The sequence below is a fragment of the Burkholderia cepacia GG4 genome, from assembly GCF_000292915.1.
Classification (GTDB): Bacteria; Pseudomonadota; Gammaproteobacteria; order Burkholderiales; family Burkholderiaceae; genus Burkholderia; species Burkholderia cepacia_D.
This window is the reverse complement of sequence record NC_018513.1, coordinates 757,512-771,635: the sequence shown is the minus strand read 5'-3', so window position 1 is coordinate 771,635 and position 14,124 is coordinate 757,512. Positions and strand designations below refer to the sequence as shown.

Here is a 14,124-nt window from a genome sequence, read left to right as displayed (position 1 = left end):
GAGTACACTGCGCTTTCGCCCTCGGGGCCGCTTCGTCGCCGTAGCACCCGTCTGCCGCACACGGCGCGAACGGACCCTCAACGCTGTTCAATGGAGAAAGCCATGGCCGCGAAGAAGATCCTGTTCCTGACCGGTGATTTCGCCGAAGACTACGAAACGATGGTGCCGTTCCAGGCGCTGCAGGCCGTCGGCCATCACGTCGATGCAGTCTGCCCTGGCAAGCGCGCGGGCGACAAGGTCAAGACCGCGATCCACGATTTCGAAGGCGACCAGACCTACACCGAAAAACCTGGCCACAACTTCACGCTGAACGCGACGTTCGACGACGTCGATGCGTCGGCCTACGACGCGCTCGCGATCGCGGGCGGCCGTGCACCCGAATACCTGCGGCTCGATGCGAAGGTGATCGCGCTGGTGCGTGCGTTCGCGGAAGCCGGCAAGCCGATCGCCGCAATCTGCCACGCGGCGCAGCTGCTCGCGGCCGCCGACGTGATCCGCGGCAAGCGCATCTCGGCCTACCCGGCCTGCGCGCCCGAAGTGAAGCTCGCGGGCGGCGAATACGCGGACATCCCGGTCGATGCGGCCGTGACCGATGCGCCGTTCGTCACCGCGCCCGCGTGGCCCGCACATCCGGCATGGCTTGCGCAGTTCCTCGCGCTGCTGGGCACGCGCATCGAGCTGTAAATGAAGTGAATGAATTGAAGTGAAGTGAAACGCCGGCCGGCGGCGGGTTCGTGCGACCCGTGTGCCGCGCCGGTCACGAGCGGCCGGGGCGTGCGCCCCTTCGGGCCGCTCCCCGCCCCGCCCTTCAGTGCGACGCCGGCGTCGACCCGACGTCCGCGATCCGCGACTCCAGCATCGCCAGCGCGCCCGACAGCGCGGTCAGCACATCGTCCGGCAATTGCGCCATCGTCCGGTCGAGGAACACCTTGCGGCGCGGCAGGCACGCGTCGAACGCGGCACGCCCCTCGGCGGTCAGCGTCACGTTGGTCACGCGATTGTCGCGTGCGTCGGAGGCGCGCTCGATCCAGCCGAGCGCGTCGAGCGACTTCAACTGGCGCGTGAGCGCGCCCGGATCGATGCGCAGCACTTCGACGAGCTTCTTCTGCGACGAATGCCCGCCCATCGTGTGCAGCGCGACCATGATGCGCCAGCGCGGCATCGGCTGCCCGACATGCGTTTCGAACGCGGTCATGAACGCGCGATACGTGCGTCCGAATTGCTGCAAGATCGCGACGCGGTCCTGTTCTTCCATGCGCTGATTTCTACTCGTTCAATCGGTCAATCGTTCAATCGGCCGCGACATGCGGCTCGATCTTGTGTCGCAGCGCGATCGGCGGCACGCGACGGCACTGCCACACCGACACGACGGCGACGACGGCTGCCATCGCGACACCCAGGTGGATCGCGCCGACCAGCGATTCGCGGGCCGCTTCCAGCAACAGCGCGCCATTATGCCCGGCACGGGTCAGCTCCGCGACGAGACCGCTTTGCGCGGCCCGGTCGATCAGGATCTGCGGATCGGCGAGCTGCGCATGCCACTGCAGCGCGTGGTCGCCCGACAGCGCATCGCGCACGCCGCTCGAATACATCTGGTTGACGAGCGTGCCCGTCAGCGCAGTGCCGATCATCCCGCCGACCATCCGCAGCGATTGCAGCAGCGCGGTCGCGATACCGAGATGCTCGCGGCCGGCCGTCTGCTGCGCGAACACGGTGAGGTTCGGCAGCACGAAACCGAGGCCGATGCCGCCCGCGACCATCAGCGCCATCAGCGCCCAGGTCGGCGTCGTGTGCGTCGCCACGACGATGCCCGCGCACGCGATCGCGAACAGCACGAAACCGACGTGCAGCATCGCGTTCGGGTTGCGGATGCGCGTCACGACGCGGCCGTTCATGATGCTGCCGATCGTGATGAACACGACGAGCGGCGTGATCACGAGCCCCGCCGCCTTCGGCGACATCCCGAAGCCGCCCTGGAACAGCAGCGGTGCGTAGAACAGCAGCGAGAACATCGAGAAACCGGCGAGGATCGCGAGCACGAACAGCGCCGACAGCGCGCGATTGCCGAACATGTCGAACGGCAGGATCGGCTGCGCGCAGCGCTTCTCCCAGTGCCACAAGGCGACACCGGCGCCGACCGCGACGACCAGCAGCAGCGACGCCCAGCTCGCCACGCCGTACTTCGGCAGCCATTCGACGAACAGCTGCAGCGCGCCGAGCGACAGCGCGATCAGGAGCGCGCCGGGCCAGTCGAGCCGCATCTTGCGGTCGTGCTCGACGTGACGCAGGTGCGGCAGGTAGCGCCACACGAAGAACAGCGACAGCAGGCCGACCGGCAGGTTCACGTAGAACACCGAGCGCCAGCCGAACGACTGGGTCAGGATGCCGCCGAGCGACGGCCCGACCGCGTTCGCGATGCCGAACGCGGAGCTCATCAGCACCTGCCAGCGCAGCCGCACGACGGAATCAGGGAACAGGTCGGGAATGCACGCGAACGCGGTGCCGACCAGCATCCCGCCGCCGATCCCCTGCAGGCCGCGCGCGAGCACCAGGAACAGCATGTCGTTGGCCATCCCGCACAGCACCGACGCGCCGGTGAACACGACGATCGACGCGATCACGAACGGCTTGCGGCCGTAGTAGTCGCCGAGGCGACCGAAGATCGGTACCGTAATCACGGAACTGAGCAGGTACGAGGTCGCGACCCACGCATACAGGTCGAACCCCCTGAGCTCGGCGACGATGGTCGGCAACGCGGTGCCGACGACCGTCTGGTCGAGCGCGACGAGCATGGTGACGAACGAGATCCCGATCATCGCCAGCAGCGATTCGCGGAACGGCAGGACTTGCCCGCTCGAATGGTGGGCGGCAGTATGGACGGCCATTTTTTGTTGATGCAACTTTTGACGAGTCAAACAATCTCAAAATTCTAGCACGCCGGAGTAATCTAGGCTGGTGACGGATTTGGGGCCTGTGGCCGCCTGGGAGAACAATGGAACCGATTTCAATCACGCCTTCCGCGACGCTGTCGCCGGAAGACCAGGACGCGCTGCGGCGCGCGAAGCAGGTGCTGGAAAGCCCGTCGCTGACGATGAAGCTGACGGGCGTGCTGGGCGCGCCGGTCGAGAAGATGATCGCGCGGCTGCCCGACTTCGCGACCGGCAAGATCAACGACGCGACGCAGCTTGCGCTGCGCAAGTGCCTGAACATCGCGCTGCGCACGCTCGGCAAGCCGCAAACGCCCGACGCCGAGCCGGACAAGCCGAGCAACCTGCTGCACAAGCTCGCGGTCGCGACGACCGGCGCGGCGGGCGGCGCGTTCGGTTTCCTCGCGCTGCCGGTCGAGCTGCCGGTGACGACGACGCTGATCTTCCGCTCGGTGTGCGACATCGCGCGCAGCGAGGGCGAGGACCTGGGTTCGGTGGATACGCAGTTGCAGTGCCTCGCCGTGCTCGGCATGGGCGGCAACCCGGACAAGCGGGAAGAGGACGCCGATCTCGGCTATTTCGTGCTGCGCGGCGCGCTCGCACAGGCGATTTCGAAGGCGTCGTCGGACATCACGACGAAAGGGATCGCCGCGCACAGCTCGGCGGCGGTGTTCAAGCTCGTGCAGACGGTGGCGTCACGCTTCTCGGTGCAGGTCACCGAGCAGATGGCCGCGAAGTCGATCCCGGCGATCGGCGCGGTGCTCGGCGCGACCGTCAACACGCTGTTCATCGACCACTTCCAGCAGATGGCGCACGGCCACTTCACCGTGCGCCGGCTCGAGCGCAAGTACGGCTCGGTCGCCGTGCAGGCCGCGTATCAGGCGATCGACAGCTCGCCCGCGCGCTGAACCGCGCGCTCGACCGCGACGCGGCGCAGGAACGCGGCCGCACGATCGAGCGCGTCGCGCGACTCCGGCACCATCGGCGTGTACAGCTGCCACACGTGCGGCATGTCGGGCCACACCTCGATCTCCACCGGCACGCCGGCCGCCTTCGCGTTGTCGGCGACGCGGCGCGAATCGTCGAGCAGCACCTCGGTGCTGCCGACCTGGATGAAGAGCGGCGGCAGCCCGGTGAAATCGGCATAGAGCGGTGACGCGTACGGATGCGTCGCCGACGCGTCGCCCAGATACAGCTTCGCGGCCTTCGGCAGCGCCGCGCCCGCGAACATCGGGTCGGCGCCGTCGTTGCTGCGCATCGTGCCGCCGGTGCCGGCCAGGTCGGTCCATGGCGAGAACAGGATTGCACCGGCCGGCAGCGGTTCGCCGCGATCGCGCAGCGCGACGAGCGTCGCGAGCGCGAGGCCGCCGCCCGCCGAATCGCCGCCGATCACGATCGACTCCGGCGGCGTGCCTAGCGCGAGCAATTGCCGGTACGCGGCCAGCGCGTCGTCGAGCGCCGCCGGGAAGCGGTTCTCGGGTGCGAGCCGGTAGTCGAGCGAGAACGAGCGCACGCCCGCGCGCTTCGTGAGGCCGAACACGAGCGGCCGATGCGTTTTCGTCGAACAGAAGTAATAGCCGCCGCCGTGGAAGTACAGCAGCGTGCGGCCGGGCCCGCGTGCGGCGACCGCGTCGGTGCGTTCAAGCCATTCGCCGCGCAGCGGCGCGTCGCCGGGACCGTAGCATTCCCGCAGCCGGTAGCCCGATGGCGCGCGACGCGGCACGACCATCCTCAGGTCGGTAAAGCGCCGCGCACGGGCCGGATCGAGCACCGGGCGCGTGGTCTCGGGACGAAACTGCCAGCGCAGCAGCCAGCACGCGAACTTGCTTTGCCAACTCATCGAACGCACTCCGTGATCGCAGTGTGACGATAGTACGTGCGATCGTTGCCGCGACGCTCGACAGGAGGCTCTATATCAAACGCCGGCGCGCGCTGCGCCGGCCTCGGTTCGCCGGCCTCAGTTCGCCGGTCTCAGTTCGCCGGCATCACCTGGCCGCGGATCTCGCCGGCCGGATGCTCCTTCGTATGGACGTTGAAGTACCACTTGCCGCCCATCAGGTCGGTCACCTGCGCGTCGGTGAGTTCCTTCGAACCCTTGATCGGGCTCGCGAGCCCGTCCTTCGGAATCGGCACCTGCACGCCGGCGTTCTGGCCGACCGGTGCGGGCCCGTGGAAGTGCGCGGCGGTCGCCGGCCCCGTGAGGTGTTCGTAAGTCGCCGTCCACTGCAGCATGTGGGTGGCCGTGTCGTAGGTGGCCTCGACGGCGCCGGAGCCCTTGGTCGCGGTGGGCGGCACCTCGCTCGACGGCTGCAGGCTGGCGGACAGGCGCACCGTTTCGGCGGCGGCGCTGCCGGCGGCCAGCACACCCGCGAGCAATACGACCTGGAGCAAACGCAGCTTCGGCATGAATCCTCCTTGTACGACGTGATACGCCACCCGGCCGGGGACGTTACGTGATGGTAGTCGATCGCCACCGATCCGGCAGCCTGTCGTAACGAGGAAGAGACCTTTGCAGCGCGGGCCCTGAATCCGCGCGCGGCCTTTCGCTACACTTCGTCTCACAGTTGCTTGTTTCCTTCGTCCGAAGGAGTCTGCGAGTATTCACGCGGCCACCCGGCCGCGTTTTTTTTGCCCATACCGCATGGCATGCCGGCATCGTCATGCGCATTCCGCTGCGCGGGCTCTCAAGCATCGCGAATCAATTTTCGCCGCGGCGACCGAATCGGACCTCGCGCCGACACCGCGCCTTCACGCGCGATAGGCGGGATCGATGCGATCGACGATACGCTGCAGCGCGTCGAACGCGTCCTGCCCGGCGCCATGCTTCGGATCGAAATTCAGCGAATCGCGCACGCATGCGTCGAGCACTGGCGGCGCGATCGGCAATGCGCCGCCGATCGCGTGGGTCGCGACCTGCACCTCGCACGCGCGATTGAGCAGCCACATCAGCGAGAACGTCTGCGCGAGCGTCGCGCCGATCGTCACGGGCCCGTGGTTGCGCAGCAGCAGCACGGGGCGCCCGCCGGCACTCTCGACGATGCGCCGCCCTTCCTCGAGATGCACGGTGATGCCCTCGAAATCGTGATACGCGATCTTCCCGTACAGCTGCGCCGAATAGAAGTTCGAGAACGACAGCCCGTCGCGCGAGCAGCACACGGCCATCGTGGGCGTCGTATGCACGTGCATCACGCAGTGCGCGTCGGGCAGCGCCGCATGGATCGCGCTGTGGAACGTGAAGCCGGCCGGGTTGATCGGCCAGTCGGAATGGCCGATCACGTTGCCGTCGATGTCGATCTTCACGAGGTTCGATGCGCACACCTCGCGGTAATGGAGCCCGAACGGGTTGATCAGGAAATGGCCGTCCTCGCCCGGCACGCGCAGCGAGATATGGTTGTAGATCAGTTCGGTCCAGCCGAGATGGTCGAAGATCCGATAGGCAGCCGCGAGCTGCACGCGCGCTTGCCATTCGGCTTCGGAGAAACGGGCGGGACGCGTGAACGGCTGGTTCGGTACACGTTGCATGAGGCACTCCGGTTGCGGGCGGGCGCGGCCGCACGGGGGCGGCTGCGCGCATCGTCCATCGTCTCCTGGCGCCGCACGCGGCGCATACGGCTCGTGCGGCGCGTCGTTCGACACCGCGCCGGCCCGCATTGCGCGAGCCGTCCGCCGGCGCCTTCACGATACCCATATCGTTGCGCACACAACGATATCACCTTTCCCCGCGCACCGGTATTGCGGGTTTGGCCCGAGCCGTTCCGGCCCTTACAACTGGTCGCCGACCGGCAGCAGCATGAAGATGCCGGTCATCAGGTTGCGCATCAGCCCGGCATGCGGATCGACGTGAAAGGTGGCGGGCACGCCGTTGTCGGCACCGGTCCACAGCAGCTCGGGCGTGCCGCCGCCTGCCGGCGTCACGAGGCTCACGCGATAGCTCTCGTCGGGCTGCGTCACGTTCGCGAAGATCTCCGCCGCCTGCTGCGCGATCGTCGGGCTGTGGATCACGAGCGCAAGCTCGGTGTTCAGGTGCGCGGAGCGCGGATCGAGATTCATCGAGCCGATCACGAGGATCCTGCGGTCGATCACGTACGCCTTCGCATGCAGGCTCGCCCGCGAGCGCGAGCCGAACAGGCGCGCGCGCGAGCCGCCCGGCTGCGCCTTGAATTCGTACAACTCGACACCGTGCTGCAGCAGCGGCACGCGGTACGGCGCGTAGCCGGCCTGTACGGCGACCGCGTCGGTCGCGGCGAGAGAATTGGTGAGGATCGCGACGCGCACACCGCGCGCCGTCGTGTCGCCGAGGATCTTCACGCCTGCATCGTGCGGCACGAAGTACGGCGAGAACACGAGAAATTCCTGCTGCGCGGCGCGCGTCAGCTCGACGAGGCGCTGCATCGGCGGGCTCACGTACACGTCGGTCGGCCGCGCGACCTTGTCCGGCGCGTCGACCTTGAATTCGGCCGGCGCCCAGACGAGCCCGAGCTCGTCGTGCGCGATCTGCTGCGCGAGCGGCGTCGCGTTCAGCGGCTTCGCGTTGTACGGATCGGCGTTCTTGCGCCAGTGGTCGCGCAGCTCGTCGCGCATCGCGTCGAGATCCTTCGGATCGAACGACTGATGATTCAGCACCCGCAGCGGATAGCTGCTCGTGCTCGCCCAGTAGTCGTCGAAGCTCTTCGAGATGTCGTTCGTCACGGGCCCCGCGGCAAGCACGTCGAGATCGCGGAACTGCAGCGTCGGGCTCGCGCTGAAGTACTCGTCGCCGAGATTGCGGCCGCCGACGATCGCGAGCTGGTTGTCCGCGATCATCGCCTTGTTGTGCATCCGCCGCGTGAAGCTGTCGATCCGCGTAAAGAAGTTGGCCGTGCGCTCGACCATCCCGTGCTGCGACGCGCCGAACGGATTGAACACGCGGATCTCGATGTTCGGGTGCGTGTTCAGCGCGGCCATGACGCGATCGATGTCGCGGAAGTTCAGGTCGTCGACCAGCATCCGCACACGCACGCCGCGATCGGCCGCATACAGCGCCGCGCCGAGCAGCAGCTTGCCGGTCGTGTCCTCGGTCGCGATGTAGTACTGCATGTCGAGCGTTTTCGTCGCCGCACGCGCGAGCGCGATGCGCATCTGCAGCGCGGTCGCGCCGTCGGACAGCAGCCGGAAGCCCGACTGGCCCGGATGCGTGGCTTCCGGCGCAGCCAGCGCGTCGCGCAGCGGCGTCGCGGTATCGACCGGCAACGCATGAGAAACGGACCGATCGAGCGTGGTAGCAGGCGGATGCGTCGCGCACGCGGCGACCAGCGACAGCAGCGCGCAGACGGCCAGCGCGCGGGCCGAACGGCCGGCGGCTCGCCACGACAGCGCGGCCGGCGCGCGCCGGATCAAAGACGTGAGCACGGAGGCTTCCTCGACAGGCGGATCAATGAGCACGCGATCGCCGCGGCGCGCGGCTGACGGGCGGTTCCGGCCGATTCTAGTGGGCACTCGACGAACCGGTCAATCGCACGGCAGGCGCACGTCGCGCCGCCGGACCGCCCCCGGCGCCAATCGCGACCGGCCGCCGCGCGTGCTTGCGGCGCGCTCGGTCCAACCAATCTCATGGCACATCGCCGATTCGCTCGAAATGGCTGCGCACGTAATCGATATGGGTTTGCATCGCGGTGCGCGCCTCTTCGGGCCGGTGCGCGCAGATCGCGTCGCAGACCACCCGGTGCTGCTGCAGGAGCAACTCGGATGCCTGCTCGTCCTGCGTCGTCATCCCCGCGACGTTGATCGAGATGTGCTCGCGCAGCATCCCGATCACGCTCGTATGCAGGTGCAGGAACATCGTGTTGTGCGACGCGAGCGCGATCGCCTCGTGCAGCTTCGCGTCGGTCGACGCTTCGACGACCGCGTCGTCGTTCGCGTGCGCGGTTTCGAGCTCGCGCAGCAGCGTGCGGATCCGGCGCCGGTCGTTCGCGTCGGCGCGCAGCGCGGCGAAATAGGCGGTCGCGCCTTCGAGCACGCGGCGGAATTCGAGGATGTCGTCGCGCAGCGCCGGGTGATCGGCGACCAGCTGGCCCCACGGCGACGCGATGCCCGCGCGCAACTGGTCCGTCACGTAGACGCCCGCGCCGCGCCGGCTCTGCAGCAGCCCGCGCGCGACGAGCCGCTGGGTCGCCTCGCGCACCGTATTGCGGGCCACGCCGTACTGCTGCGCGAGCACGCGCTCGGCCGGCAGCCGCGCGCCGGCCGGCCATGTGCCGTCGAGCAGCGCCGTCTCGATCTTGCGCATCACTACTTCGGTCCGGCCCCGTGCCGTCATCGCCGCCATCGTCGTGTCTCCATCCGGAATGCCCGCCCGCGCCGATTGGCCCAACCAATTTGAGCTGCGGCGCCGTCGCGGGAATTATGCAGCGAAATCGTCGTCCCGCATTCGCATGCCGGGCCGTCGCCCCTGGAGCGAGACATGAACGAAAGGCACTACCCCGCCACCGCCCCCACGCACGTCTACCTGTTCGCGACCTGCCTGGTCGACCTGTTCGTCCCCGACGCGGGGCTCGACGCGGTCCGCCTGCTGGAGCGCGAAGGCCTGACTGTCCACTATCCGCGCGGCCAGAGCTGCTGCGGCCAGCCGGCCTACAGCAGCGGCAATCCCGACGAGGCGCGCCGCGTCGCGGCCGCGCAACTCGACCTGTTCGCCGAGCCGTGGCCGGTGATCGTACCGTCCGGCTCGTGCGCGGGCATGATCCGGCACCATTGGCCGGCGCTGTTCGCCGACGATCCCGTGCACGGCCCGAAGGCCCGTGCGATCGCGGAACGCACCTACGAACTCACCGAATTCCTCGTCCATGTGCTCGACGTGCGGCTCGACGGCGTCACCGCGAGCGCGGGCCCGGACGAGCGCGTGGTGCTGCACACGTCTTGCGCGGCCCGCCGCGAGATGGGCACCCGCGTGCACGGCGTCGCGCTCGTCGACGCGCTGCCGGGCGTCACGCGCATCGAACATGAACGCGAATCCGAATGCTGCGGCTTCGGCGGCACGTTCTCGCTGAAGCATCCCGACATCTCCGGTGCGATGGTGCGCGACAAGGTCGCATCGGCCTGCGCGACGGGCTGCGACCGGCTCGTGTCGGCGGACTGCGGCTGCCTGCTGAACATCGGTCACGCGGCCGACAAGGCCGGCGCGGCGCTGCCCGTCGAGCATCTCGCGAGCTTCCTGTGGCGCCGCACGGCCGGTGCCGCGTCGCTGCGCGGAGACCAGCAATGAGCGCGCGCGACGCGATCCTCGCGCGCCTGCGCACCACCGCGCCCGGCGTCGCCGCGAGCGCCGCGCCCGCACTCGACGCGCGCATCGACACGCATTACGCGGCGCGCCGCGCCGCGAGCGCACCCGCGCCGCACGTGCTGTCACACACGATGCAGGCCGCGCTCGCCGCGGCGCACGCGCAAGTCTGGTGCGCCACCGCCGCTGCGTGGCCCGCGCAGGTCGCCGCGCGCCTCGCCGAAGCCGGCGTGCGGCGCCTGCTGCTCGATCCGGCCCGCCCCGAATCGGCCGCCCTCGCACGTGCGCTGCCCGACGCGGTCGCGCCGGTGCCGTTCGACCGGCCGATCGACGCGTGGAAGGCCGAGCTGTTCGACACGATCGATGCCGGCTTCACCGTCGCGCGCTCGGGCATCGCGGCCACCGGCACCGTCGTGCTCGCGCCCGACCCGGGCACGCCGCGCACGGTGTCGCTGGTGCCGCCGCTGCACGTCGCGCTCGTCCACGCGAGCACGCTGCATGCGGATCTTCACGCGGCCGTGCACGCGGAACGCTGGCATGCGGGCATGCCGACCAACGTGGTGCTGGTGTCGGGCCCGTCGAAGACGTCCGATATCCAGCAGACGCTCGCATACGGCGCACACGGCCCGCGCAACCTGTGGGTCGTGATCGTCACCGACCCGGCCGAACCGACCGCAACCGCCAGCCAGGACCTGCCGCGATGAGCCACCAACCGCTGCAATTCGTCGCCCCCGGCGACTTCAAGGGCCGCGCGCGCGCCGCGCTCGACGATCCCGCGCTGCGCCGGAGCTTTCGCGGCGCGATGGATTTCCTGCAGGGCAAGCGCGCGACCCAGTTCCCCGACGACACCGAGCTGCAGCAGCTGCGCGATCTCGGCGAAGCCGTCCGGCAGCACGCGCTCGCGCAACTGCCCGTGCTGCTCGAGCGGCTGGAGGCGAAGCTCACCGCAGCCGGCGTGCATGTGCACTGGGCCGAGACGGCCGCCGATGCGAACGCGATCGTGCTCGGCATCGCGCAGGCGAAGAAGGCGCGCCGTGTGATCAAGGGCAAGTCGATGGCGAGCGAGGAAATCGAGCTGAACCATTACCTCGCGGAACACGGCGTCGACTGCATCGAGTCCGACATGGGCGAGTTCATCGTGCAGCTCGCGGGCGAGAAGCCGTCGCACATCGTGATGCCGGCGATCCACAAGACCCGCGGCGACATCGCCGAGCTGTTCGAGGAACACATCCCCGGCACGCGCTACACGGAGGACGTCGACGAGCTGATCCAGACCGGCCGGCGCGCGCTGCGCCGCGCATTCGCGGAAGCCGACATCGGCCTGTCCGGCGTGAACTTCGCAGCGGCCGACACGGGCACGCTGTGGCTCGTCGAAAACGAAGGCAACGGCCGGCTGTCGACGACGGTGCCCGACACGCACATCGCGATCATGGGGATCGAGAAGGTCGTCGAGAAACTCGAGCACATCGTGCCGCTGTCGAGCCTGCTGACGCGCTCGGCCACCGGCCAGGCGATCACGACCTACTTCAACCTGATCTCGGGCCCACGCCGCGACGGCGAGCGCGACGGCCCGCGCGAGCTGCATCTCGTGCTGCTCGACAACGGCCGCACGCAGGCCTACGCGGACGAACAGCTGCGCGCGACGCTGCAGTGCATCCGCTGCGGCGCGTGCATGAACCACTGCCCCGTCTATACGCGCATCGGCGGCCACGCATACGGAACGACCTACCCCGGCCCGATCGGCAAGATCATCTCGCCGCACCTGCTCGGCCTCGACGCGACGGCCGACCTGCCGACCGCCTCGACGCTGTGCGGCGCGTGCGGCGAGGTGTGCCCGGTCCGGATCCCGATCCCGCAGCTGCTGGTGCGGCTGCGCACCGAGGCGAACCGCAAGCCCGACGAACCCGTCGCGCATCCGCTGCGCGGCCAGGGTGCGAACTACAACCGCGCGGAAGACCTCGTGTGGCGCTTCTGGTCGGGCGCCTTCGCGCATCCGCGCGCGTATCGCGCGTTCCGCTGGACCGCGACGCGGTTGCGCGCGCTGACGCCTGCGAAGCAGATGGGCTGGACGCAGCACCGCACGCCGCTCGAGCCGGCGCCGCGCAGCCTGTCCGACCTGTTGCGCGCCCGCGGGCAGCCCGAATAGACCACCCCGCTTTCAAACCCGTACCGATAGAAATCCATGGAGGAGACACCCATGCAGGTTTGGCATCAGATCTATACCCCGCTCGGCAGCCTCGGGCTGTCGGCGTTCGTCGCCGCGATCCCGATCATCTTCTTTTTCGTCGCGCTCGCCGCATTGCGGCTGAAGGGGCACGTCGCTGCCGCGATCACGCTGCTGCTGTCGCTCGGCGTCGCGATTCTCGCGTACGGGATGCCCGTGCCGCAGGCACTCGCGGCGGCCGGCTTCGGCTTCGCGTACGGCCTGTGGCCGATCGCGTGGATCATCGTCGCCGCCGTGTTCCTGTACAAGATCGTCGTGAAGACCGGCCAGTTCGACATCATCCGCGCATCGGTGCTGTCGATCACCGACGACCAGCGCCTGCAGATGCTGCTGATCGGCTTCTCGTTCGGCGCGTTCCTCGAAGGCGCGGCCGGTTTCGGCGCGCCCGTCGCGATCACGGCCGCGCTGCTCGTCGGCCTCGGCTTCAAGCCGCTGCACGCGGCAGGACTGTGTCTGATTGCAAACACCGCGCCGGTCGCGTTCGGCGCGATGGGCATTCCGATCATCGTCGCCGGACAGGTGACGGGCATCGACCCGTTCCACATCGGCGCGATGGCCGGCCGCCAGTTGCCACTGCTGTCGCTCGCGGTGCCGTTCTGGCTCGTGTTCATGATGGACGGGCTGCGCGGCGTGCGGCAGACCTGGCCGGCCGCGCTGGTCGCCGGCGGCAGCTTCGCGATCACGCAGTACTTCACGTCGAACCATATCGGGCCCGAGCTGCCGGACATCACGTCGTCGCTCGTCAGCCTCGTCGCACTCGCCGCATTCCTGAAGGTGTGGCAGCCGAGCAGCGCGAAGCAGGCGGCCGGCGGCCTCGTCGCATCCGGCGGCGGCGCGGCGCTCGCGGGGTTCGGCACGGGCGGCAACGGTCCGCGCACGAGCCGCCAGGCGTCGCCGTACACGCTCGCGCAGACCGTGCGCGCGTGGTCGCCGTTCCTGATCCTGACGGCCGTCGTCACCGTGTGGAGCATCGCGCCGTTCAAGGCGCTGTTCGCCGCACACGGCGCGCTCGTGTCGACGGTGCTGAAGTTCCACGTGGCGGGGCTCGACCAGCTCGTCGTGAAGACCGCGCCGATCGCCGCGACGCCGAAGGCGCTCGACGCCGTGCTGAAGATCGATCTCGTGTCGGCAGTGGGCAGCGCGATCCTCGTGACCGCGCTGATCTCGATGGTGCTGCTGCGGATGAAGCCGCGCGATGCGCTCGTCACGTTCGGCGAAACGCTGAAGGACCTCACGCGCCCGATTCTGTCGATCGGCCTCGTGCTCGCATTCGCGTTCGTCGCGAACTACTCGGGGATGTCGTCGACGCTCGCGCTGATGCTGGCGGCGACCGGCGCCGCGTTCCCGTTCTTCTCGCCGTTCCTCGGCTGGCTCGGCGTGTTCCTGACCGGCTCGGACACGTCGTCGAACGCCCTCTTCTGCTCGCTGCAGCAAGCGACCGCGCACCAGCTCGGCGTACCCGAGACGCTCGTGGTCGCCGCGAACACGACGGGCGGCGTGACCGCGAAGATGATCTCGCCGCAGTCGATCGCCGTGGCGTGCGCGGCGACGGGCCTCGTCGGCAAGGAGTCGGAGCTGTTCCGCTTCACGGTGCGCCACAGCCTGCTGTTCGCGGTGATCGTCGGCCTGATCACGCTCGTGCAGGCCTACGTGCTACCGGGGATGGTGCCGTAAGCAAGCGGCGCGGCCGCTTTCCCGGCCCCCGAAAAACAAAACCC

General features: G+C 68.9%; 13 protein-coding genes. 6 read left to right on the top strand and 7 right to left on the bottom strand.

All coding sequences use genetic code 11. The features are described from left to right. Positions 1-102: 102 nt before the first annotated feature. A complete protein-coding gene (locus tag GEM_RS03460) occupies positions 103-684 on the top strand; it encodes a DJ-1/PfpI family protein (RefSeq protein ID WP_014896064.1) in 582 nt (193 codons plus the stop codon). 124 nt (positions 685-808) lie between these two features. On the opposite strand, the gene GEM_RS03455 is transcribed toward GEM_RS03460, so the two are convergent. Together GEM_RS03455 and GEM_RS03450 are read right to left on the bottom strand one after the other, a co-directional pair. Beyond that, positions 809-1,255 carry a MarR family winged helix-turn-helix transcriptional regulator gene (locus GEM_RS03455; RefSeq protein ID WP_014896063.1) on the bottom strand — a complete coding sequence of 149 codons (447 nt, stop codon included), beginning with the start codon at positions 1,253-1,255 and terminating at the stop codon, positions 809-811. 34 nt (positions 1,256-1,289) lie between these two features. Beyond that, positions 1,290-2,885, bottom strand: coding sequence for an MDR family MFS transporter (locus GEM_RS03450; RefSeq protein WP_014896062.1), 1,596 nt, complete (start codon positions 2,883-2,885; stop codon positions 1,290-1,292). A gap of 107 nt (positions 2,886-2,992) precedes the next feature. On the opposite strand from GEM_RS03450, the gene GEM_RS03445 reads away from it, so the two are divergent. Beyond that, a complete protein-coding gene (locus GEM_RS03445; RefSeq protein WP_014896061.1) occupies positions 2,993-3,835 on the top strand; it encodes an EcsC family protein in 843 nt (280 codons plus the stop codon). On the opposite strand, the gene GEM_RS03440 is transcribed toward GEM_RS03445, so the two are convergent. The 5 genes from GEM_RS03440 to GEM_RS03420 form a co-directional block, all read right to left on the bottom strand. Next, complete coding sequence (locus GEM_RS03440) at positions 3,805-4,767, bottom strand: alpha/beta hydrolase (RefSeq protein WP_014896060.1); 963 nt, start codon at positions 4,765-4,767, stop codon at positions 3,805-3,807. The genes GEM_RS03445 and GEM_RS03440 overlap by 31 nt on opposite strands. 131 nt (positions 4,768-4,898) lie before the next feature. Next, positions 4,899-5,333, bottom strand: coding sequence for a CHRD domain-containing protein (locus GEM_RS03435; protein WP_014896059.1), 435 nt, complete (start codon positions 5,331-5,333; stop codon positions 4,899-4,901). 342 nt (positions 5,334-5,675) lie between these two features. Further along, positions 5,676-6,449, bottom strand: coding sequence for a class II aldolase/adducin family protein (locus GEM_RS03430; protein ID WP_014896058.1), 774 nt, complete (start codon positions 6,447-6,449; stop codon positions 5,676-5,678). A 240-nt stretch (positions 6,450-6,689) separates the two neighbouring features. Further along, complete coding sequence (locus tag GEM_RS03425) at positions 6,690-8,315, bottom strand: phospholipase D family protein (RefSeq protein WP_014896057.1); 1,626 nt, start codon at positions 8,313-8,315, stop codon at positions 6,690-6,692. Positions 8,316-8,514: 199 nt separating this feature from the next. Further along, entirely contained in the window at positions 8,515-9,231 is a 717-nt protein-coding gene (locus GEM_RS03420) for a FadR/GntR family transcriptional regulator (protein ID WP_014896056.1), read from the bottom strand. A 135-nt stretch (positions 9,232-9,366) separates the two neighbouring features. Here GEM_RS03420 and GEM_RS03415 point away from each other — a divergent pair, with 135 nt between their 5' ends. Genes GEM_RS03415 through GEM_RS03400 form a run of 4 tightly spaced genes read left to right on the top strand, consistent with a single transcriptional unit; the run spans position 9,367 to position 14,080 of the window. Continuing rightward, positions 9,367-10,167 (top strand): (Fe-S)-binding protein, encoded by an 801-nt coding sequence (locus GEM_RS03415; protein WP_014896055.1) that lies wholly within the window; start codon positions 9,367-9,369, stop codon positions 10,165-10,167. After that, positions 10,164-10,886 carry a LutC/YkgG family protein gene (locus tag GEM_RS03410; protein ID WP_014896054.1) on the top strand — a complete coding sequence of 241 codons (723 nt, stop codon included), beginning with the start codon at positions 10,164-10,166 and terminating at the stop codon, positions 10,884-10,886. Before GEM_RS03415 ends, GEM_RS03410 begins: the two co-directional genes overlap by 4 nt. Further along, positions 10,883-12,328, top strand: coding sequence for a LutB/LldF family L-lactate oxidation iron-sulfur protein (locus GEM_RS03405; protein ID WP_014896053.1), 1,446 nt, complete (start codon positions 10,883-10,885; stop codon positions 12,326-12,328). The genes GEM_RS03410 and GEM_RS03405 overlap by 4 nt, the downstream gene beginning before the upstream one ends. A 51-nt stretch (positions 12,329-12,379) precedes the next feature. Further along, entirely contained in the window at positions 12,380-14,080 is a 1,701-nt protein-coding gene (locus GEM_RS03400; protein ID WP_014896052.1) for a lactate permease LctP family transporter, read from the top strand. Positions 14,081-14,124: the final 44 nt, after the last annotated feature.